The following is a 19533-nucleotide window of genomic DNA, read 5'->3' as shown; positions in this document are numbered from 1 at the left end:
CACTGCCTGTCAGGTCGACCTGTCACAATAGGAGGGCCACCGCCATGGGCGGCGGCACCACACTGTACCCGGGACCGCGCATCCGGGCCGGAGCATCCCTCCGGCATCGGGCGCGACGTCGTCGCGACGAGGCGGCCCGGGGGCCGACGATCATCAAAGGTGACCCGTGAGCTTCTCAGCCTCCTTCGGAGACCGACCTCGTCCCGCGCCGCGTCCGGGCGCCGATCCCGCCGGAGGGCCCCACCGGGTCTCCCCGGTGACGATCACCCTCATCGTGCTCGGCGCCCTCGTGCTGGCGCTCGTCCTGGGATCGGAGATCTACACCCGATACCTGTGGTTCGACCAGCTGGGCTTCACGCAGGCGCTGACCACGCGCTGGCTCACCCAGGGCATCCTGTTCGTCCTCGGGTTCGTGCTGTTCTCCGTCCCGCTGTTCTTCAGCCTGCGCATCGCGTACACCAAGCGGCCGGTCTACCCGCCGGTGACCCGCGAGCAGGAGGCCCTCGAGCAGTTCCGCAGCGCGATCGATCCGCTGCGCCGGGGCGTGACCATCGCCGCGCCGCTGGTCATCGGCGCCTTCAGCGGCCTGGCCGCCTCCCGCAGCTGGCAGGAGGTGCAGCTGTTCCTGCATCCTCAGGACTTCGGGCAGACCGATCCGATCTTCGGGATGGACGTCGGCTTCTACGTCTTCACCCTGCCGCTCATCGACATCGCCATCGGCTTCGCGCAGTTCGTGTGCCTGGTCGCGGCGGTCGGGGCGATCGCCGGGCACTTCGTGTACGGCGGCGTCGCCTGGAGCCAGGAGAACGGCCTGGAGGTCACCACCTCCGCCCGTCGGCACCTGGGCGTGCTCGCCGTCGTGTACGTGCTGCTGCTGGGCGTGGGGCACTGGTTCCGCCGCTACGGGCTGCTGACCGAGAAGGGCGAGACCTTCGACGGCGCCTCGTACACGGACGTCAACGCCCTGCTGCCGGCCCAGACGATCCTCGCGATCTGCGCGGTCGTCGTGGCCGCCCTGTTCGGCGTGTGGATCGCCCGGGCCGACTGGCGCATCCCCGCCATCGGGGCGGGGCTCATGATCGTGGCGACGCTCATCGTCGGCGGCGGCATCCCGTGGGCCATCCAGCAGTTCAAGGTCGCCCCGAACGAGCGCAGCCTCGAGCGGACGTACATCCAGTACGGGATCGATGCGACCCGCAGCGCCTACGGGGTCGACGACGTCACCGAGGTCCCGTACGCGGCCACCACCGACGCCGAGCCCGGCGCCCTGCGCTCGGACGCCGAGACCACCGCGCAGATCCGCCTGATGGATCCGGCCGTCATCTCCCCGACCTTCGAGCAGCGCGAGGCCAACCGTGCCTACTGGGGCTTCGACGCCGTCCTCAGCGTGGACCGCTACCAGATCGACGGGCAGCTGCAGGACACCGTGATCGGCGTGCGCGAGCTGCGTCCGGACAAGTTCGACCTCGCCTCGCGCACCTGGGTCGACCAGCACATCATCTACACCCACGGCTACGGCACCGCGGCGGCCTTCGGCAACCAGCGCAACGCGGACGGCGAGCCGGCGTTCTACCAGTCCGGCGTCCCGGGCCAGGGCGCCCTCGGCGAGTACGAGGAGCGCGTCTACTTCGGCCGGTACTCGCCGGACTACTCGATCGTCGGCGCCCCGGAGGGGGCGACCCCCGAGGAGTTCGACTACCAGGCCGGCACGGACGGCGAGGAGTCCGGCGCCCAGCGCACCAACACCTTCACGGGCGACGGCGGGCCCAGCATCGGCAACTGGCTGCACCGGCTGCTGTATGCGATCAAGTTCCGCGACCCCAACATCCTCATCTCCAGCTACGTGAACGAGGAGTCGCAGATCCTCTACGACCGCAACCCGCAGCAGCGGGTGCGCGAGGTCGCTCCCTTCCTCTCGCTGGACTCGCAGATGTACCCGGCCGTGGTCGACGGCAAGCTGGTGTGGGTGATCGACGCCTACACCACGAGCGATCGCTACCCGTACTCGCACTCGGTGAACCTCGACGCGGTCATCAACGACTCGCAGACGAACCCCGCCGAATCGGCGGGCGCCCGGGTGCGCGAGGCGAACTACCTGCGCAACGGCGTCAAGGCGACCGTCGACGCCTTCGACGGCTCAGTGAAGCTGTACGCCTGGGACACGGAGGACCCGATCCTGAAGGCGTGGGCGGAGGTCTTCCCCGACGCCCTGAGCCCGGCCAGCGAGATCGACGCCGACACCATGAGCCACCTGCGCTACCCCTCGGACCTGTTCAAGGCGCAGCGCCACATCCTGTCGACGTACCACGTGACCAGCGCCGACGAGTTCTACGGCCGTCAGGACTTCTGGCAGGTGCCGCCGGACCCGACCCGGGAGGCGCCCCAGAACCCCGACGGCACCGCCGGCCAGCAGGCCCCGCAGCCGCCGACCTACCTGACCATGCAGGTCCCCGGCCAGGAGACGCCGCGGTTCACGCTGTCCTCGAGCTACATCCCCGCCAACGGCCAGAACGTCATGACGGGGTACCTCGCGGTCGATTCGGAGACCGGATCGGAGGCCGGCAACCCCGCCGAGACCTACGGCGATCTCACCCTGCTCGTGCTGCCGGCCACCAACCCGGTCAACGGGCCGGGACAGGTGCAGGCGGCCTTCAACTCGGAGCCGAACGTCTCGCGGGCGCTGAACCTGCTGAAGTCCGGGAACTCCGAGGTCATCAACGGCAACCTGCTCACGCTGCCCGTGGGCGGCGGTCTGCTCTACGTCCAGCCGGTGTACCTGCAGTCCTCCGCCTCCGGCGGCGGCACCCAGTACCCGCTGCTGCAGATGGTGCTGGTCTCCTTCGGCGAGAAGATCGGCTTCGCCCCGACGCTGGACCAGGCGCTGGACGAGGTGTTCGAGGGAGACTCCGGCGCCACGGCCGGCGACGCCGAGGTGCCCGCGACCGGGGAGGCAGGCTCCGCCGAGACCGACACGGGGGACGACGCCCCCGCCGATCCGGACGCCGGAACGGCCACCACCCCGCCGGCCGACCCCGAGACGACCGCGCCCGCGGCCGACCCGGGCACCGCCCAGGAGCGTCTGGACCAGGCCATCGCCGACATGGACCAGGCCGTCAAGGACTCCGAGGACGCCCTCGCCCGCGGGGACTGGACCGCCTACGGCGAGGCCCAGGAGCGCCTGCAGGACGCCGTGAACCGGGCCGTGCAGGCGAACGACGAGCTGAACGGCACCAGCCCCGAGCCGGCCGCGAGCGACGGCGGCGGCTGATCCCGGTCGCATCCGGCCGTCGCCCCGCGGGCGGCGGCCGGATGGACGGGCGGGGAACGTGGGGTAGCCCACGAACGGGCCGCGCCGGTTGGGACTCTCGGCGTCGCGGGCATATGCTGGAGGAGTCGCCGCGGGGTGGAGCAGTTCGGTAGCTCGCCGGGCTCATAACCCGGAGGTCGTAGGTTCAAATCCTGCCCCCGCTACGAGAGAAGGCCCCTTTCCCGGTTCTGCCGGGGGAGGGGCCTTCGCCATGCCCGCCGTCCTGCCGGCCGGCGCCGCGGCGCGCACCGTGCACGGGACGCGCCGGGCGTCCGCAGGACGACGGGGACGCTCTCCGGTCAGCGAGGCAGCGTGACGGACCCTTCGAGGTACCGCACGCACCGTCCGGACAGGTGGACGCGATCGTCCTGCAGACGGATGGCGACGGTTCCTCCGCGCGGGGACATCTGGCGGGCGGTCATCTCCCGCATCCCCAGACGCTCGGCCCACAGGGGAGCCAGCTGGCAATGGGCGGATCCCGTCACCGGGTCCTCGGGGACCCCGGCCCGGGCGCCGAACCAGCGCGAGACGAAGTCGAACCCGGTGCCCTCGCCGGGCGCGGTGACGGCGATGCCGCGCACCGGCAGCGACGCCAGGAACGTCAGGTCCGGTGCGAGGTCCCGGACGGTCCGGGCATCGGCGACGGTGCAGATCAGGTCGGTCGCACGGTGGGCGTCCACCACCTCGACCCCGAGCGCCCGCGCGATCGCGGGATCCACCTCGACCGGCTCGGGCGTCTCGGCCGGGAAGTCCATCGTGAGCAGGCCCTCCGCCGAGCGGCTGACCGCGAGCCAGCCGCTGCGGGAGGAGAACTGGAGCAGCCCGGCCCCGGGGTGCACGTCCTCGAACAGGTAGGAGGACGCCGCCAGGGTGGCGTGCCCGCACAGGTCGACCTCGGTCGCGGGGGTGAACCAGCGCAGATCGTAGGCGGGCACCGACGGGTCGGGGGCGTCCTCGGGATCGCGGTCGACCAGGAACGCCGTCTCGGAGAGGTTGTTCTCGAGGGCCAGGCGCTGGAGGAGCTCGTCCGGGAGCCAGCGCTCCAGCGGCATCACCGCCGCGGGATTGCCCTCGAAGAGGCTCTCGGCGAATGCATCGATCTGGACCAGCGGGATGATCACGACAACCTCTCGACGAACGGGCGCGGCGGGGTCAGCCTAGCGCCGCCCGAGGCCGCCCCGCGTGCGGCCGACCTGCATCGCGGGGCCGGCGGGCACGTCGTCCCGGGACGGCGTGGGGTGGGCCACGTTCCCGGGATAGCGGCTGGACCAGGCAGGATGGAGGCCGTATAGTTGAGAGAGTCGCCGCGGGGTGGAGCAGTTCGGTAGCTCGCCGGGCTCATAACCCGGAGGTCGTAGGTTCAAATCCTGCCCCCGCTACGAGAGAAGGCCCCTTTCCTGGTTCTGCCGGGGGAGGGGCCTTTCGCCATGCCGGGCGGAGGGCGTGGAAGACTGGGGCCACCGCGCCCCGCCCACGATCGCCCGCCCGCCAGGAGGCATGCATGGCCACCCAGCACCCGGAGCTCACCGCTCGCCTGACCGCGTTCATCGAGCGCCAGCCGATGTTCTTCGTGGCCACGGCCGCGCGCGACGGGAGGGTGAACGTCTCCCCGAAGGGTCTGGACTCCTTCCGCGTCCTGAGCCCGACCCAGGTCATGTTCCTCAACGGCACCGGCAGCGGCAACGAGACGGCCGCGCACCTGCTGGACACGCCGCGGATGACCGTCATGTTCTGCTCCTACGAGCGGGAGCCGCTGATCCTGCGCCTGTACGGCACCGCCCGCGCCGTCCACCCCGGCGACCCGGACTGGGAGGAGCGCTGCTCCGCCTTCCCGCCGATGCGCGGAGCCCGGAACATCTTCGTGCTGGACATCGACCTGGTGCAGACGTCCTGCGGGTACGGCGTGCCGCTCATGGAGTTCGGCGCGCAGCGCGAGCTCATGGACTCCTGGGCCGCGAAGAAGGGCGAGGAGGGGATCCACCGGTACTGGGCGGAGAAGAACCTCGAGAGCATCGACGGCTTCCCGACGGGCCTTCCTCTTCCCTGACCTCGCCGCGGCCCCGGCCGGCAGGGGCCCGGGCCCATGCCCCGCGCCGGAATCGCGTCGCGCGCGGTGCGCGATTCTGCTTGGATCCTGTCATGAGCACAGAAGCCCCCGCGCAGCGCACCCTCCTGTTCATCGGCGACTCGATCACGGACTGCGGGCGGAGGGAGGATCCCGAGGGCATCGGCTTCGGCTACGTCCGCCTGCTGGCCGAGCACTTCGCCGCCTACGAGCCCGCCGCCCGGATCGTGAACACCGGCATCGGCGGGAACCGGGTGGTGGACCTGCGCGCCCGCTTCGCCGAGGACTGCCTGGACCACGATCCGGACGTCGTCACCGTCTACGTGGGCGTCAACGACACCTGGCGGCGCTACGACCAGGGCGATCCGACGGAGGACGACGCCTTCGAGGCCGACTACCGCTACCTGCTCGACCAGCTCTCCGCCACCCGGCCGGACCGGCCGGTCGTGCTGATCATCCCCTTCGTCACGGACATCGACGAGGACAAGGCCCGCTTCCACGAGGACCTGGACGGCAAGGTCGAGCGGATCCGGCGCCTGGCCCGCGAGTTCGGCGCTCGCGTCGTGGACCTCGAGAAGGTCATGGCCGATGCGCTGTCCCGCGGGCACACGCCGGCCTCCCTCGCCCCCGACGGCGTGCATCCCAGCACCGCGGGCCACCGGCTCATCGCCGACGCCTGGCTCGAGGCCTTCCGCCGCTGAGACCGGGGCCGGCGAGCGGACCGCTCAGCCCAGCGGGCCGCTCACGTCCAGGGAGAGGAACCCGCGGCGGAACCGGCGGCGATCCAGCACCAGCAGCTCGTCGGGCCGCCAGGGATTGCGAAGGTGCACGTGGCCGGTCGCGGCATCGGCGCCGACGACGGCCATCACGTGGTTGGCGGGCAGGGGCCCGTGAGGGCTGCGCACCAGCGGGCTGAGCGGGTGGGTCGAGGCGAGGACCGCGCGGCCCTCGCCCAGCAGGGTCGAGATCCGGGCGGATCCGGGCAGCAGCAGGTGCATGCGCAGGCGGGTTCCGGTCAGGGCCCGCAGGCCGTACCGGCCGAGGCCCCGGGCGAGGAACCCGTAGGACCCGGCGAGATGGGCGGCGAGGGCCTTCTCGATCAGGCCCGGCCAGCCGGGGCCGGAGCCGGACTGGGTGGCATAGACCCAGCGGCCGGCGGCGTCCACGGGCATCCGCCGGTCCACGACGACCTCGCCGGCCGGCAGCACGACCCGGTAGGTGCCGTCGCCGACGGGCCGCAGCGCGGCGGCGATCCGGTCCGGCGCCTGCTCGTGCACGGCCAGCAGCGCGGCGATCACCCAGCAGTCGCCGAGCCGTCCCTGCCGCGGCCGCGCGGCGAGGTCGATCCGCGTGGCGTCCTCCCGGACCCCCTGGGCGTGCGGGCCCGGCCCGGGCATCGCCGCGGCGGTGCCCGGGCCGGCCGGGGCGTGCCCTCGCAGCGCCTGCACGAGGCTGCGCAGACGACGGCGCCACGGCACCCGCCCCGGAGGGCGGGCGCCGTGGCGCGGGGTCATCGTCGCGGGCGACGGGTCCGGACGGGAGGCGTCAGTGCGCCGCCGCCGGGACCGCCTTCTGGCCGACGGTCTCCAGGACCTGCTGGAACCAGGGCTGGCTCACGTCGAAGGCCTTGTGGCCGGCGATCCGCTCGAACTCGATCGCGCGCAGCACGTCGCCGCGCTCCTCGTCGTGGCCGATCACGCCGGTGCCGCCCTCGAGGGCGACCTGCACGGCGAGGTCCGTCATCGACTTGATCAGACGCAGGTCGTAGGCGTTGGCCTTCGCGGAGCGGGCGAAGTAGCCGGACTTCTGGACCATGACCTTCTCGGCGCCCAGCTTCTCCGAGAACTGCTTGGCGAACCACTGGCCGGGGTTGATGGTGTCCAGCTTGACGTGGCCGAAGGGGTCCTTCTCCGGCTCCTCGCCGCGGGCCTGCATCTCGGCGACGATCTCGGGGATCCCCGCGCCCTCGGACAGGAAGATGTTCACGCAGCCCGTCTCGTCCATGACCTTCTTCAGACGCTCGGCCTCGCCGTCGATGTCCAGCGCGAGCTCCGGGAGGAACACGGCGTGGACGTCCCAGCGGTCGCCGGAGAGGCCGATCTCGGGCAGCCAGTCCTGCTTCGCGTGCCACTCCTGGTAGGCGCGGGCGGCCTCGGCGGTGAGGTACCCGCAGGCGCGGCCCATGATCTCGTGGATGATCAGCATGCGCGGGTTGGACCCGTGCTCGGCGATGACGTTCTGGGCGAAGAGGCTGGTCTGCTCGGCGGCGGTCTTCGCGCCGAGGGACTGGCGCACCGGGACGATGTCGTTGTCGATCGTCTTGGGCAGGCCGACGACCTGGAGCGGGTAGTCGTTGTCCTGCAGGTACTTCGCGAGGTCCGCGGCGGTGGTGTTGGTGTCGTCGCCGCCGATGGTGTGCAGGACGTCCACGTCGTCGGCCTTGAGTTTGTTCGCGGCGACCTCGAGGGCGTTCTCGCCCTCCTGGATGAGGCCGCGCTTGACCAGGTCCTTGGTGTTGGTGAGCTTCACGCGGGAGTTGCCGATCGGCGAGCCGCCGAACTCGTGCAGCACCGCGGCCTTCGCCCGGACGGTCTCGTCCACGACGATCTTCTCCCCGGAGAGCAGGCCCCAGTAGCCGTGCTTGTACGCGATGATCTCGACGTCGGGGACGAGCTCGGTGTAGCGCTCGATGAGCCCGCCCACGGCGGAGGACAGGCACGGGGCATAGCCCCCGGCGGTGAGCAGTGCGACGCGCTTGACGGTCATGGGGCAGGTCCTCCATGGGTTCCGGGGGCGTGAGCGCAGGCGAGATCGCCCGCGCTCGAGGTCGCCCTCATGGTAGCCGCTGCCGTCCCCGAGCCGTCCCCGCGGTCTCCTCCGCGGACGCGCCCGCGGGCCGCGAGGACGCGCGCAGGCGAAGGGGTCGTCCTCGCGCTCCTGCGTCCCGGTCCTCCGCGGTCGGGGTCAGGCCCTCCGCGCCCGGGGTCAGGACCGGGCGGCCTCGCCCGGAGCCGGGGCGGACAGCGCCGCGAGGACCTGCTCGTGCAGGTGCCCGTTGGTCGCCAGCGCGTTGCCGCCGAAGGGCCCGTCGGCCCCGTCGAGGGAGGTGAAGCGGCCTCCCGCCTCGGTGACGATGGGCGCCAGGGCGACCATGTCGTGCAGCTTCAGCTCGGGCTCCGTGGCGACGTCGACGGCGCCCTCGGCCAGCAGCATGTACGACCAGAAGTCGCCGTAGGCGCGGGTGCGCCAGAAGCGCTGCATGAGGTTGAGCATCTCGCGCAGGCGGCCGGTCTCGGCCCAGCCGTCCAGCGCGCTGTAGGACAGGGAGGCGTCCTCGAGCTCGTCGACCTGCGAGACGCGCAGGGCGCTCGCGGAGCTCAGCCGCGTGCCCGCCCAGGCCCCGGCGCCTGCGGCGGCCCACCAGCGGCGCGACAGGGCGGGGGCGGAGACCAGGCCCATCACCACCTCGCCGTCCTCGATGAGGCCGATCAGCGTCGCCCACACCGGCACGCCGCGCACGAAGTTGGCGGTCCCGTCGATGGGGTCGACGACCCACTGCCGCGCCGCGGTCCCGGTGCTGCCGAACTCCTCGCCGATCACCTGGTCGCGCGAGCGGGACCGGGCCAGCTGGGAGCGCACCAGCTGCTCGGCGTCGCGGTCGGCGTCGGTGACCTCGGTGAGGTCCGGCTTGGTCTCGACCACGAGGTCCTGCGCCTTGAAGCGGGACATGGTCAGCTGGTCCACGGCGTCCGCGAGCACATGGGCGAGGCGGAGGTCATCGGCGAATCGGGTCGACATGGCCCCTACTGTACGGAACGGTTCACAGGTCCCAGGGATCATTGCGCCGCAGCGCGGTCGCCAGGCGCCGGTAGGACTCCAGACGGCTGGGGCCGGCCGTCCCGGCCCTCCCGGCGGCGACGGCCGCGTCCAGCGAGCAGTCCGGGGCGTCCTCGAGATGGGTGCATCCCCGTGGGCACTCCTCGGCCAGCGGGGCCAGGTCCGCGAAGGCGTCCAGCAGATCCTCCGGGTCCACGTGCCCCAGGCCGAAGGACCGCACCCCGGGGGTGTCGATCAGCCAGCCGTCGTGGGAGGGCAGGCGCAGCGCCAGGGCGGAGGAGCTCGTGTGCCGCCCGCGGCCGGTGACGTCGTTGACCGCGCCGGTGGCCCGGTCCGCGCCGGGGACCAGGGCGTTGAGCAGGGTGGACTTGCCCACCCCGGAGTGCCCGATGAGCACGCTGATGCGTCCGTCGAGGTGCTCGCGCAGGGGGTCCAGCCCCGTGATGCCGCCGTCCTCGCGGCGGGAGGTGACCACGTGCTCCAGCCCGAGCGGCGCGTAGGTCTCCAGGAAGGGGGCGGGGGAGCGCAGGTCCGCCTTGGTGAGCACCAGCAGGGCGTCCACGCCCGCGACGTAGGCGGCGACCAGGCAGCGGTCGATCATCCCGCCGCGCGGCTCCGGATCCGCCAGGGCGGTCACCATCACCATCAGGTCGACGTTCGCGACCAGGGGACGCTCCGTGGCGTCGTCGTCGTCGGCGCTGCGCCGCAGGAACGAGGAGCGCTCCTCGATGCGGACGATCCGCGCGAGGGTGCCCTCACGGCCGGAGACGTCGCCGGCGAGGGCCACCACGTCCCCGGGCACGACCGGGCTGCGGCCCAGCTCCCGGGCCCGCATGGCGGTCACCGCCCGCTCCTGCGCACCGCCCTCGTCCACGACCGTGCGCCAGCGGCCGCGGTCCACCGCCACCACCCGCGCCGGGACGGCGTCGCGGTGGGCCGGACGGTCCTTCGTGCGGGGGCGCGAGCCGCGCCGGTTGGGGCGCACCCGCACATCGGATTCGTCCCAGTCCCGGGACCTGCGACCTACCATGTCCCGCCGGTGGGCGCATCGGTGTGCAGCATCGCCAGCCACATGCCCACGAAGTCGGGGAGGGTCTTCTGCGTCGTCTCGACGTTGCGCACCCGCAGGTCCGGGACGCGCAGGCCGATGACGGCGGCCGCGGTCGCCAGGCGGTGGTCCTCGTAGGTCTCGAAGACCTCGCCGTGCAGCGGGCCGGGATGGATCTCCAGGGAGTCCGGGTGCGCGATGGTGCGGGCCCCGATGTTCGTCAGCTCCGCCGCGAGCGCCTCGAGGCGGTCCGTCTCGTGCCCGCGCAGATGCCCGATGCCGCGCAGGTGGCTGGGGGAGTCGGCCAGCGCGGCGAGGGCCGCGATGGTCGGGGTGAGCTCGCCGACGGCCGAGAGGTCCGCGTCGATCCCGTGGATGGTCCCCGTCCCGCGGAGGCAGACCTCGTCCTCCTCGCGCCAGACCTCGCCGCCCATGCGCGAGAGCAGCTCGCGGTAGGCGTCGCCGGGCTGGGTGGTGGTCTCCGGCCAGCCCGCGACCGCGATCGTGCCGCCGGTGACCAGGGCGGCCGCGAGGAACGGGCCGGCGTTGGAGAGGTCCGGCTCGACGGTGACCTCGCCCAGGCGGATCGGGCCGTGGGGGACCGTCCACTCGTGCACCCCCTCGCCGAGCGGGCGGTGGCGGACCGTCACCCCGGCCTCGAGGAGCGTCTCGACGGTCATCTCGATGTGCGGCAGGGACGGCAGCGTGGCGCCGTCGTGCCGCAGCACGAGGTCCTCCTCGCAGCGCGGGGCCACCAGCAGCAGGTTGGAGACGAACTGGCTGGAGGCGGAGGCGTCGATCGTCAGCGGGCCGCCCGGCAGGGACCCCCTGCCGTGGACGGTGATCGGCAGATGGCCGGCCTCGCCGTGCTCGGTGACCTCGACGCCGAGCCCGCGCAGCGCGGCGATCACCGGGCCCATCGGCCGCACCAGAGCGGCCTCGTCGCCCGTGAACCGCACATCGCCGTGGCGCAGTGCCGCCAGCAGCGGGACGAAGCGCATCACCGTACCGGCCAGCCCCGTGTGGATCTCGATGGGCTCCTGGCGCTCCTCGGAGGCCGGGGGGATCGGATGCACCCGCAGCGCGCCGTCCTCCACGGTGAGCGAGGCGCCCAGCCGCTCCAGAGCGTCCCGCATGAGACGGGTGTCCCGGGAGACGAGCGCCCCGTGCAGGAGGGTGGGCTCCTCGGCGAGGGCCGCCAGGATCATCCAGCGGGCGGTGAGGGACTTCGATCCGGGCACGCTGATCAGCGCGTCCACGGGGCCGGTGGCGACCGGTGCGGTCCACAGGACGTCGGGCACGGAGACCGGCCTCAGGAGACGCGCTCGGCGAGCTGCGCGGCGCGGGCCTCGGCGCCGCGCCGTGCGGCGCCGGCGGCCTTCTCCAGCTCGCGCTTCTTCGCCTCGGCGTTCTTCTGGCTGCGCTCGAGGAAGCGCTCGGCCTGGTAGCGCAGGGAGGGGCGGCCGTCATGGTCGACCACCGCGAGCAGCACGCCGCCCAGCAGCCCGGCGTCGGTGACGATCGAGGACAGCTCCTGCATGCGCTCGGCGCCCTTGAGCTCCCAGACCCGCTTGCGGCCGGCCCAGCCGACGGTGGTCGTGGCCAGCAGCACCGCCGCCGCGAGGCGCGGGCTGCGGCCGGTGGCGTACAGGACGCCGGCCCCCGCGGCCACGGCGCCGGAGACCCGCAGGAGGTCCTTGACCTTCACGAGGTCCGGCACGGGGGTGGAGTGCAGCGTGCGGTCCGCGCTCTCGACCACGGAGCGGGGCAGCACCGCGGTCGCGCGCTCCGGGGTGATCGCGGTGCGGATGCCTTCGACGATGAAGGGGGCGGCGAGCAGGGGACGGGCGATGCGACGGACCAGCGACATGGTGACCTCACGTTCGGTGTTCGGGCGTGCTCGGCCCAGCAGGGGCCGATGTCCGCTCCAGCGTAGCGCGCCGGGCCGGGCCGCAGAGGCGCGGCCGAGCTGTGGGAACACCACGGGACCGGGCGGCGTTGCACCCTGGTGGACGGCGGTCGGGAGCTCCCGACCGGACGAAGCACGTGGACGGATCGGCCCGGGGCCGGGACGAGGAGCGCGAAGCACCATGACCATGCTGGCACCCCCGCGCCCGCAGGCCCGGTCCGAGGCGGCCGCACCGGCGTCCGCCGCCCGGGATGCGCAGGGCGTCCGTGGCGTACCGTGGTCCCCGATGATCCCGACAGACGCCGCCCCCGACACCGCAGCGGACTTCGACTTCGAGGCCGAGGCGCTGTCCCATCTGGATGCCCTCTACGGAGGCGCGCTGCGCATGACCCGCAAGCCCGAGGATGCGGAGGATCTGGTGCAGGAGACCTTCATGAAGGCCTTCCGCGCCCGCGACCGCTTCACCCCGGGCACGAACCTGCGCGCCTGGCTGTACCGCATCATGACCAACACGTACATCTCGTCCTACCGCCAGAAGCAGCGCCGGCCCAAGGAGGCCTGGACGGACGAGGTGCAGGACTGGCAGCTGGCCGACGTCGGCTCGCACACGAGCTCCGGGCTGCGCTCGGCGGAGACGGAGGCGCTGGACCACCTGCCGGACTCCGCCGTCAAGGAGGCGCTGCAGGAGCTGCGCGAGGACTACCGCATGGCCGTGTACTACGCCGATGTCGAGGGCTTCGCGTACAAGGAGATCGCCGAGATCATGGACACGCCCATCGGCACGGTGATGTCACGGCTGCATCGCGGGCGCCGGCAGCTGCGCGAGCTGCTGGGCGACTACGCGGTCCGCCACGGATACACGACGGGTGACGCGGTCCCCGCCCGGGAAGGGGAGAAGAAGTGAACGAGCGAGACGATCGCACCGGGCGGGATCCCCGCTTCGGCCTCGAGGAGGCGCTGGACGGCGAGCTGCCCCGCGAGACCGTGGTCCGGATGAGCCGCCACACCGAGGACTGCCCGGAGTGCGCCGATGAATGGGAGCGTCTGCGCCTGCTCAAGGAGCTGGTGCGGCGCAGCTGCCAGCAGGACGTCGCCCCGAGCAGCCTCCGCGAGCGGATCAGCATCGAGTGCCAGGACCTCGGCGTCACCCGCACCGAGGTGACCCGGACGGAGCAGGTCTCCGGGCCGGACGGCCAGATCACGCGGACCACCGTCACGCGCACCGTCCGCTTCGAGGGCGGGGCCGGCACCGCCTGAGCCCGTCCCGCGATCGCGGCAGGGACCGGCCGCGGCATCACCGGCCGGGATGCACGAAGGGCCGCCCCCGTCGCGGGGGCGGCCCTTCGTCACGTGCGCGTCCGGCCGGGGCCGGGAGGGCGCCGTCACGGATCAGGCGTTGGGGCGCTTGCCGTGGTTGGCGCCGCTCTTGCGACGGCTCTTGCGCTTGCGGCCACGCTTGCTCATCACGCTCTCCTTCCTATCCCAGGACAACCCCGCTATTGTGCCACACCGGCGGGCACGGGTCGCGGTGCCGTCTGTCGCACGCCGGCCCCGGGCCGCGGGGCACGGCGGGCGGGCCGGGTCAGCTGGTGCCGAGCCAGGTGCCGAAGCCGCCGTGCAGGACCAGCCACGCGATGAGGCCGTAGCCCGTCTGGCCGGGGCGGTCCCCGCCCCGGGCGAGATCGGCCGTCCACTGGTCGTGGCCCTCGAGGGCCGCGACGGTGTCGACGTAGGGGATCCGGCGACGGGCGCAGACGTCCTCGAAGGCGGCCGAGAGCTCCCGCACGCTGGCGGTGCGCCCCCGGTCCAGGCTGGGCGGGGGACCGACCACGAAGGCGGGCACGCGCATCCGCTCCAGGCCGTCGAGGATCTTGGCGAGGTTCAGGCGCGACCGGGCCAGGGAGATGCCGGCGGTGACGTCGGCGGCGCCCATCCCGATCACCACACGATGCTCGAGGAGGCCCTCGGCCTGGGCCTCGGCGTCCATCCGCTCCGTCACCGCGGTGTCCCAGCGCTCGGCCAGGGCGGCCGAGGTCTCGCCCGGCAGCGCGGAGACGAACAGCTCGATGCGTGCCGAGGGATCCTGCTCGCTGGCCACGGCGCGGCCGATCCAGCCCAGGGCGCGGGCATCGCCCGCTCCGGCCAGGAGCTCGTCGCCGAGGGCGATGACGCGGATGCGGGCCTGCTGTGCGGCAGCGGTCTGAGGGGGATGGTCCTCCACCAGGAGACCTCCTAGGTCGTGATGCGTCGGGAGCGGAGGGGTCGCTCACGCGGGGACCCGCGCGATGGCGCGGGTCCGGGCATGATGTCAGGCCTGGAAGGCGCGGTCCAGCAGGTCCTGCTGCTCGGCCTTGTGGCGCTTGGCGGATCCGGTGGCGGGGGAGGCCGAGGCCGGCCGGGCGACGACCCGCAGGGTGCGGCCCACCTGCACCGCGAAGTTCAGGGCCATGAAGGACCAGGCGCCCTGGTTCTCCGGCTCCTCCTGGACCCAGGTCAGCTCGGCGTCCGGGTACGCCGCGAGCACCTCGGTGAGCTGCTGCGCGGGCAGCGGGTAGATCTGCTCGATCCGCACGATCGCCACGTCCTGGATCCCGGACTTCTCGCGCTGGGCGATCAGGTCCCAGTACACCTTGCCGGAGGTCAGCAGCACCTTGCGCACGGCCGAGGGGTCCACGGAGGTGTCGGCGAGCACGGGCTCGAAGGTGCCGGAGGTGAAGTCCTCGACGGAGCTCACCGCCGCCTTGTTGCGCAGCATCGACTTCGGGGTGAAGACGATCAGCGGCTTGCGCGGCTCGGCGAGGGCCTGGCGGCGCAGGAGGTGGAAGTAGCTCGCCGGGGTCGAGGGGACGGCCACGCGCAGGTTCTCCTCGGCGCACAGCTGCAGGAAGCGCTCGATCCGTGCCGAGGAGTGGTCCGGCCCCTGGCCCTCGTAGCCGTGGGGCAGGAGCATGACCACCGAGGAGTTCTGGGCCCACTTCTGCTCGGAGGCGGAGATGAACTCGTCGATGATCGTCTGCGCGCCGTTGACGAAGTCGCCGAACTGGGCCTCCCACAGCACGAGCGAGGCCGGGCTCTCCACGGAGTAGCCGTACTCGAAGCCCAGCGCCGCGAACTCGGAGAGGGAGGAGTCGTAGACGTTGAAGCGGGCCTGGTCCTCGGAGAGGTGGGCCAGCGGGGTCCACACGTCCTGCGTCTCGTGGTCGATGAAGACGGCGTGGCGCTGCACGAAGGTGCCGCGGCGGGAGTCCTGGCCCGCCAGGCGCACGCGGTGGCCCTGCATGAGCAGGGAGCCGAAGGCGATCAGCTCGCCGAAGCTCCAGTCGATGCGGCCCTCGCGGGACATCTCCTCGCGCTTGGCGGCGAGCTGCCCGAGCTTGGGGTGCAGGGTGAAGGAGGGCGGGAACTCGGCGTGGGCGGCGCCGACGCGCTCGACCACGGACCGCTCCACGGCCGTCTGCGCGCTGCCGTCGCCCTGCGCGGTGCCCTGCTGCGCCTGCGGCAGGTCCAGGCCCTGCACGCTCTGGGACGGATCCGCGTCGGAGACCGCGCGCGCCTGCGCGAACGCCTGGTCCAGGTGCGCCTGGAAGTTGCGGAAGACGTCCTCGGTCTCGTCCTTGGTGAGGTCGCCGCGCTCGATCAGCGCCTCGGTGTACTGCTTGCGCACCGTCGCCTTCTTCTCGATGAGGGCGGCCATCTGGGGCTGCGTCATCGAGGGGTCGTCGCCCTCGTTGTGGCCGCGGCGGCGGTAGCAGACCATGTCGATCACGACGTCGCGGTGGAACTTCTGGCGGTAGGCGAAGGCGATCTCGGCGACCCGCACGCAGGCCTCCGGATCGTCGCCGTTGACGTGGAAGATCGCCAGCTGCGTGGACTTCGCGACGTCCGAGCAGTAGTACGAGGAGCGCGAGGAGTCCGGCTCGGTGGTGAAGCCGATCTGGTTGTTGATGATCACGTGGATCGTGCCGCCGGTGCGGTAGCCGCGCAGCTCCGAGAGGTTCAGGGTCTCCGTGACCACGCCCTGGCCGGCGAAGGCCGCGTCGCCGTGGATGAGGATCGGCAGGACGGGGAAGTCGTTGCCGCGCTCGAGCTTGTCCTGCTTCGCGCGGACGATGCCCTCGAGCACGGGGTTGACGGCCTCCAGGTGGGAGGGGTTCGCGGCGAGGTAGACCTTGGTGGTCTCGCCGTCGTCGGCGGTGTAGGTGCCCTCGGTGCCCAGGTGGTACTTGACGTCGCCGGAGCCCATCGCGCCCGGGCCGACGGCGCCCTCGAACTCCTGGAAGATCTGGCCGAAGCTCTTGCCGGCCAGGTTCGACAGCACGTTCAGACGGCCGCGGTGGGCCATGCCGATGCAGACCTCGGCGACGTCGTGGTGGGCGGAGTCGGAGAGGATCGAATCCAGCAGGGGGATGACCGACTCGCCGCCCTCGAGGGAGAAGCGCTTCTGGCCCACGAACTTCGTCTGCAGGAAGGTCTCGAACGCCTCGGCGGCGTTGAGGCGGTCCATGACGTGCGTGACCTGCTCCTTGGTGAGCTTGGGCCGCGGGATCTCGAACTGGTCCTGCAGCCAGGCCCGCTCCTCCGGGTCCGCGATGTGCATGTACTCCACGCCGATCGAGCGGCAGTAGGCGTCGCGCAGCATCCCCAGGATGTCGCGCAGCGTCGCCTCCTGCGTCCCGCCGAGGCCGCGGGTGGGGAAGGTGCGGTCCAGGTCCCACAGCGTCAGGCCGTAGGTCTGCACGTCCAGGTCCGGGTGGGTGCGCACCTTGTACTGCAGCGGATCGATGTCCGCCATCAGGTGGCCCCGCACGCGGTAGGCGTGGATCAGGTCCATCACATGGGCGAACTTCTCCTCCTGGGTGTCCTCCAGGGGGTTGTCCGCCACCCAGCGGACGGGCTCGTAGGGGATCCGCAGCGAGGCGAAGACCCGGTCGTAGAAGCCCTCCTTGCCCAGCAGCTTGTCGGAGATCTTCTTGAGGAACTCGCCGGAGGCGGCCCCCTGGATGATGCGGTGGTCGTAGGTGGACGTCAGCGTCATCACCTTGGAGACGGCCAGCTGCGCGAGGGTCGCGGCGCTCGCACCCTGGAACTGGGCGGGGTAGTCCATCGCGCCGACGCCGACGATGCATCCCTGCCCGGCCATCAGACGCGGGATCGAGTGGACCGTGCCGATCCCGCCGGGGTTGGTCAGCGAGACCGTCGTGCCGGTGAAGTCCTCCATGGTCAGCTTGTTCGCGCGGGCCTTGCGGACGATCTCCTCGTACGCCGCCCAGAAGCCGCGGAAGTCCAGGCGCTGCGCGCCCTTGATGGAGGGGACCACCAGGCCGCGCGAGCCGTCGGGACGCGGCATGTCGATGGCGAGGCCGAAGTTCACGTCCTCCCGGCGCAGCATGACCGGCTTGCCCTTGTCGTCGACGTCGAAGCCGTTGTTCATGTCGGGCAGCTCGCGGATCGCCTCGATCATCGCCCAGCCGATCAGGTGGGTGAAGGAGACCTTGCCCGCGCGATTGCGCTTGAGGTGGTTGTTGATGACGATGCGGTTGTCGAACAGGAGCTTGACGGGCACGTCGCGCACGGAGGTCGCGGTGGGCACCGTGAGGGACTCGTCCATGTTCCGCACGACGGCGGCCGCAGGGCCGCGGAGCTTGACGACCTCGGGCTCGCTCAGCTCGACGACGGGGATCTGCGCGGTGGTCGTGGGGGCCTTCGCGGGGCGGTCGGAGGTGTTGGAGACCGTCGGGGCGGGCGTGGAGTTCACGGACTCGGATTCCTTTGCGGGGGCGGACGCGGCGGGAGCGGCGGCGGTGGGGGCGGCCGGGGAGGTCGCCGGCGGCGCGGGCCGCGGCGACGCCGCTGCGGCGGGGGCGGACGGGGTGGGGACAGGGGCGCCGGGCGCGGCGGGGGAGGGGGCCGGCGCCGCGGGGGCGGCGGGCTCCTCGGGAGCGGCGGGCGACGCGGGCTCGGCGGGGGCCGGCGCGGCGTCCGGGGAGTCCTCCTGCACGACGGGCTCGGATGCGGTGCTCACGCCCCGCTCCGCCGGGGTCGACCGCGAGCGGAAGAACTCCGCCCAGCTGGGGTCGACGCTGGTGGGATCCTCGGTCCACTGCTCGTGGAGCGCATCCACGAGCCACTGGTTGGGGCCGAACTCGGGGGCCTCGTCCTCGGGGGGTGGTGTCTGCTGTGACACGCTGCGATCGCCAGCCTTCTGAACGTCGTGGGTGATGACCTGCTCAGCCTAGCCGAGCACGGACCGGAATGTGGACGCCGGGGACGCGCTGCGCAGGGGCTGCGCACGGTGTGGGCCGATGCACATCGGCCGCGCCGCGGGAGCGCTCACGCATCGGGGAGCGTGACCCGGATCAGGGAGGAGGCGCCGTGCTCGCTCGCGGCCGAGCTCGGGTCGTCGCCGACCTCGATGGTGCCGCCGTGGAGGTTCACCGCCCAGCGGGCGATCGCCAGGCCCAGCCCGGTGCCGCCGGTGGCGTCCGAGCGCCCTCCCCGCTGGAAGCGCTCGAAGACGAGCTCCCGCTCGGCGTGCGGGATGCCGGGGCCCTCGTCGCTCACCTCGATGACGACGGTGCGCCGCTCCTCGTCGGCCCGGGCCCGCACCCGCACCCGGCCCCCCGGGGGCGAGTGGCGCGAGGCGTTGTCGAGCAGGTTCGCGATCACCTGGTGCATGCGGGCGGGATCGGCGAGGAAGGTCAGCTGGGGCGGCTCCACGTCGATGGCCCAGCGCACGTCCCGGCCCCGCGCGCCCGCGCCGAGCGCCGCGGCATCGGCGACCTCGTGCAGGAACGGCGTCAGCTCGATCCGCTCGATGCTCACGTCGGTCACGCCCGCGTCGATCCGGGAGAGGTCCAGCAGGTGGTCCACGAGGCTCGAGAGCCGCTCGGTCTCGTTCAGGGCCACCGACAGGGCCGCCGGGTCCGGCTCGGTGACGCCGTCGACGAGGTTCTCCAGCTGGGCGCGCAGCCCGGCGACCGGGGTGCGCAGCTCATGGGAGACGTTCGCGACCAGCTCGCGGCGCAGCAGGTCGGTCTGCTGCAGCTCCGAGGCCATGGAGGTGAACGCCCGGGCCAGCTCGCCCACCTCGTCGTTGCTGCTGGCGTCGATCCGCTGGCCGTAGTCCCCGTGGGACATGGCCTGGGCCGCGCGGGTCATCTGCCGCAGCGGGGAGGTCATGCCGTGCGCGAGCACCTGCGTGAGCACCAGCGCGGCGATGATCGCGACCGGGATCGCGAGCCACGGGTCCAGGGCGGCGGAGGCGCTCAGCCAGGTCAGCACGGCGGTCAGGGTGACGGCGGCGACCACCACCGCGCCGAGCTTGACCTTGAACGACCCCAGCCGGTCCAGGGGGCGCCGCGCCATCT

General features: G+C 72.5%; 16 protein-coding genes and 2 tRNA genes. 7 read left to right on the top strand and 11 right to left on the bottom strand.

All coding sequences use genetic code 11. The features are described 5' to 3' along the window. The first annotated feature begins 166 nt into the window (after positions 1–166). Positions 167–3268: a UPF0182 family membrane protein gene (locus ABD234_RS03155; RefSeq protein ID WP_038374425.1), complete on the top strand. Its 3102-nt coding sequence runs from the start codon at positions 167–169 to the stop codon at positions 3266–3268. A gap of 129 nt (positions 3269–3397) precedes the next feature. Beyond that, a tRNA-Met gene (locus tag ABD234_RS03150) sits at positions 3398–3471 on the top strand. Positions 3472–3606: 135 nt separating this feature from the next. Here ABD234_RS03150 and ABD234_RS03145 read toward each other — a convergent pair. Continuing rightward, positions 3607–4428, bottom strand: a complete 822-nt coding sequence (locus tag ABD234_RS03145; RefSeq protein ID WP_038374426.1) for a PhzF family phenazine biosynthesis protein — start codon at positions 4426–4428, stop codon at positions 3607–3609. Positions 4429–4612: 184 nt separating this feature from the next. Here ABD234_RS03145 and ABD234_RS03140 point away from each other — a divergent pair. The 3 genes from ABD234_RS03140 (at position 4613) to ABD234_RS03130 (ending at position 6073) form a co-directional block, all read left to right on the top strand. Beyond that, a tRNA-Met gene (locus ABD234_RS03140) sits at positions 4613–4686 on the top strand. A 122-nt stretch (positions 4687–4808) separates the two neighbouring features. Further along, complete coding sequence (locus ABD234_RS03135; RefSeq protein WP_038374427.1) at positions 4809–5354, top strand: pyridoxamine 5'-phosphate oxidase family protein; 546 nt, start codon at positions 4809–4811, stop codon at positions 5352–5354. Between the two features lie 92 nt (positions 5355–5446). Then, positions 5447–6073 carry an SGNH/GDSL hydrolase family protein gene (locus ABD234_RS03130; protein ID WP_344353974.1) on the top strand — a complete coding sequence of 209 codons (627 nt, stop codon included), beginning with the start codon at positions 5447–5449 and terminating at the stop codon, positions 6071–6073. Positions 6074–6097: 24 nt separating this feature from the next. On the opposite strand, the gene ABD234_RS03125 is transcribed toward ABD234_RS03130, so the two are convergent. The 6 genes from ABD234_RS03125 to ABD234_RS03100 form a co-directional block, all read right to left on the bottom strand. Beyond that, positions 6098–6886, bottom strand: a complete 789-nt coding sequence (locus ABD234_RS03125; RefSeq protein ID WP_051487160.1) for a C2 family cysteine protease — start codon at positions 6884–6886, stop codon at positions 6098–6100. Between the two features lie 31 nt (positions 6887–6917). Beyond that, positions 6918–8138, bottom strand: coding sequence for a pyrophosphate--fructose-6-phosphate 1-phosphotransferase (locus ABD234_RS03120; RefSeq protein ID WP_038374431.1), 1221 nt, complete (start codon positions 8136–8138; stop codon positions 6918–6920). A 219-nt stretch (positions 8139–8357) separates the two neighbouring features. Then, complete coding sequence (hisN, locus tag ABD234_RS03115; protein WP_038374432.1) at positions 8358–9170, bottom strand: histidinol-phosphatase; 813 nt, start codon at positions 9168–9170, stop codon at positions 8358–8360. A gap of 22 nt (positions 9171–9192) precedes the next feature. Continuing rightward, positions 9193–10239, bottom strand: coding sequence for a ribosome small subunit-dependent GTPase A (gene rsgA / locus ABD234_RS03110; RefSeq protein ID WP_038374433.1), 1047 nt, complete (start codon positions 10237–10239; stop codon positions 9193–9195). Further along, positions 10233–11558 (bottom strand): 3-phosphoshikimate 1-carboxyvinyltransferase, encoded by a 1326-nt coding sequence (gene aroA, locus ABD234_RS03105; RefSeq protein WP_038374434.1) that lies wholly within the window; start codon positions 11556–11558, stop codon positions 10233–10235. The genes rsgA and aroA overlap by 7 nt, the downstream gene beginning before the upstream one ends. Before the next feature lie 11 nt (positions 11559–11569). Then, positions 11570–12127, bottom strand: coding sequence for a DoxX family protein (locus tag ABD234_RS03100; protein WP_038374435.1), 558 nt, complete (start codon positions 12125–12127; stop codon positions 11570–11572). A 325-nt stretch (positions 12128–12452) separates the two neighbouring features. Here ABD234_RS03100 and ABD234_RS03095 point away from each other — a divergent pair, with 325 nt between their 5' ends. Next, positions 12453–13070, top strand: a complete 618-nt coding sequence (locus tag ABD234_RS03095; RefSeq protein ID WP_038374462.1) for a sigma-70 family RNA polymerase sigma factor — start codon at positions 12453–12455, stop codon at positions 13068–13070. Then, positions 13067–13423: a zf-HC2 domain-containing protein gene (locus ABD234_RS03090; RefSeq protein ID WP_051487161.1), complete on the top strand. Its 357-nt coding sequence runs from the start codon at positions 13067–13069 to the stop codon at positions 13421–13423. The genes ABD234_RS03095 and ABD234_RS03090 overlap by 4 nt, the downstream gene beginning before the upstream one ends. A gap of 132 nt (positions 13424–13555) precedes the next feature. On the opposite strand, the gene ABD234_RS19160 is transcribed toward ABD234_RS03090, so the two are convergent. The 4 genes from ABD234_RS19160 to ABD234_RS03075 form a co-directional block, all read right to left on the bottom strand. Further along, a complete protein-coding gene (locus tag ABD234_RS19160) occupies positions 13556–13630 on the bottom strand; it encodes a 50S ribosomal protein bL37 (protein WP_370297284.1) in 75 nt (24 codons plus the stop codon). Positions 13631–13748: 118 nt separating this feature from the next. After that, the gene (locus tag ABD234_RS03085) at positions 13749–14387 is read right to left on the bottom strand and encodes a GDSL-type esterase/lipase family protein (RefSeq protein ID WP_051487162.1); all 639 of its coding nucleotides are present in this window, start codon (positions 14385–14387) and stop codon (positions 13749–13751) included. An 87-nt stretch (positions 14388–14474) separates the two neighbouring features. Continuing rightward, positions 14475–18350, bottom strand: a complete 3876-nt coding sequence (locus ABD234_RS03080; RefSeq protein ID WP_344353955.1) for a multifunctional oxoglutarate decarboxylase/oxoglutarate dehydrogenase thiamine pyrophosphate-binding subunit/dihydrolipoyllysine-residue succinyltransferase subunit — start codon at positions 18348–18350, stop codon at positions 14475–14477. A gap of 146 nt (positions 18351–18496) precedes the next feature. Then, positions 18497–19531 carry a sensor histidine kinase gene (locus tag ABD234_RS03075; protein WP_038369919.1) on the bottom strand — a complete coding sequence of 345 codons (1035 nt, stop codon included), beginning with the start codon at positions 19529–19531 and terminating at the stop codon, positions 18497–18499. Positions 19532–19533 lie beyond the last annotated feature (2 nt).

Origin of the sequence: Brachybacterium phenoliresistens, from assembly GCF_039530785.1 — a bacterium.
GTDB classification, from domain to species: Bacteria; Actinomycetota; Actinomycetes; order Actinomycetales; family Dermabacteraceae; genus Brachybacterium; species Brachybacterium phenoliresistens.
The sequence above is the reverse complement of the archived record's forward strand: the minus strand, read 5'-3'. Positions and strand labels throughout refer to the sequence as shown.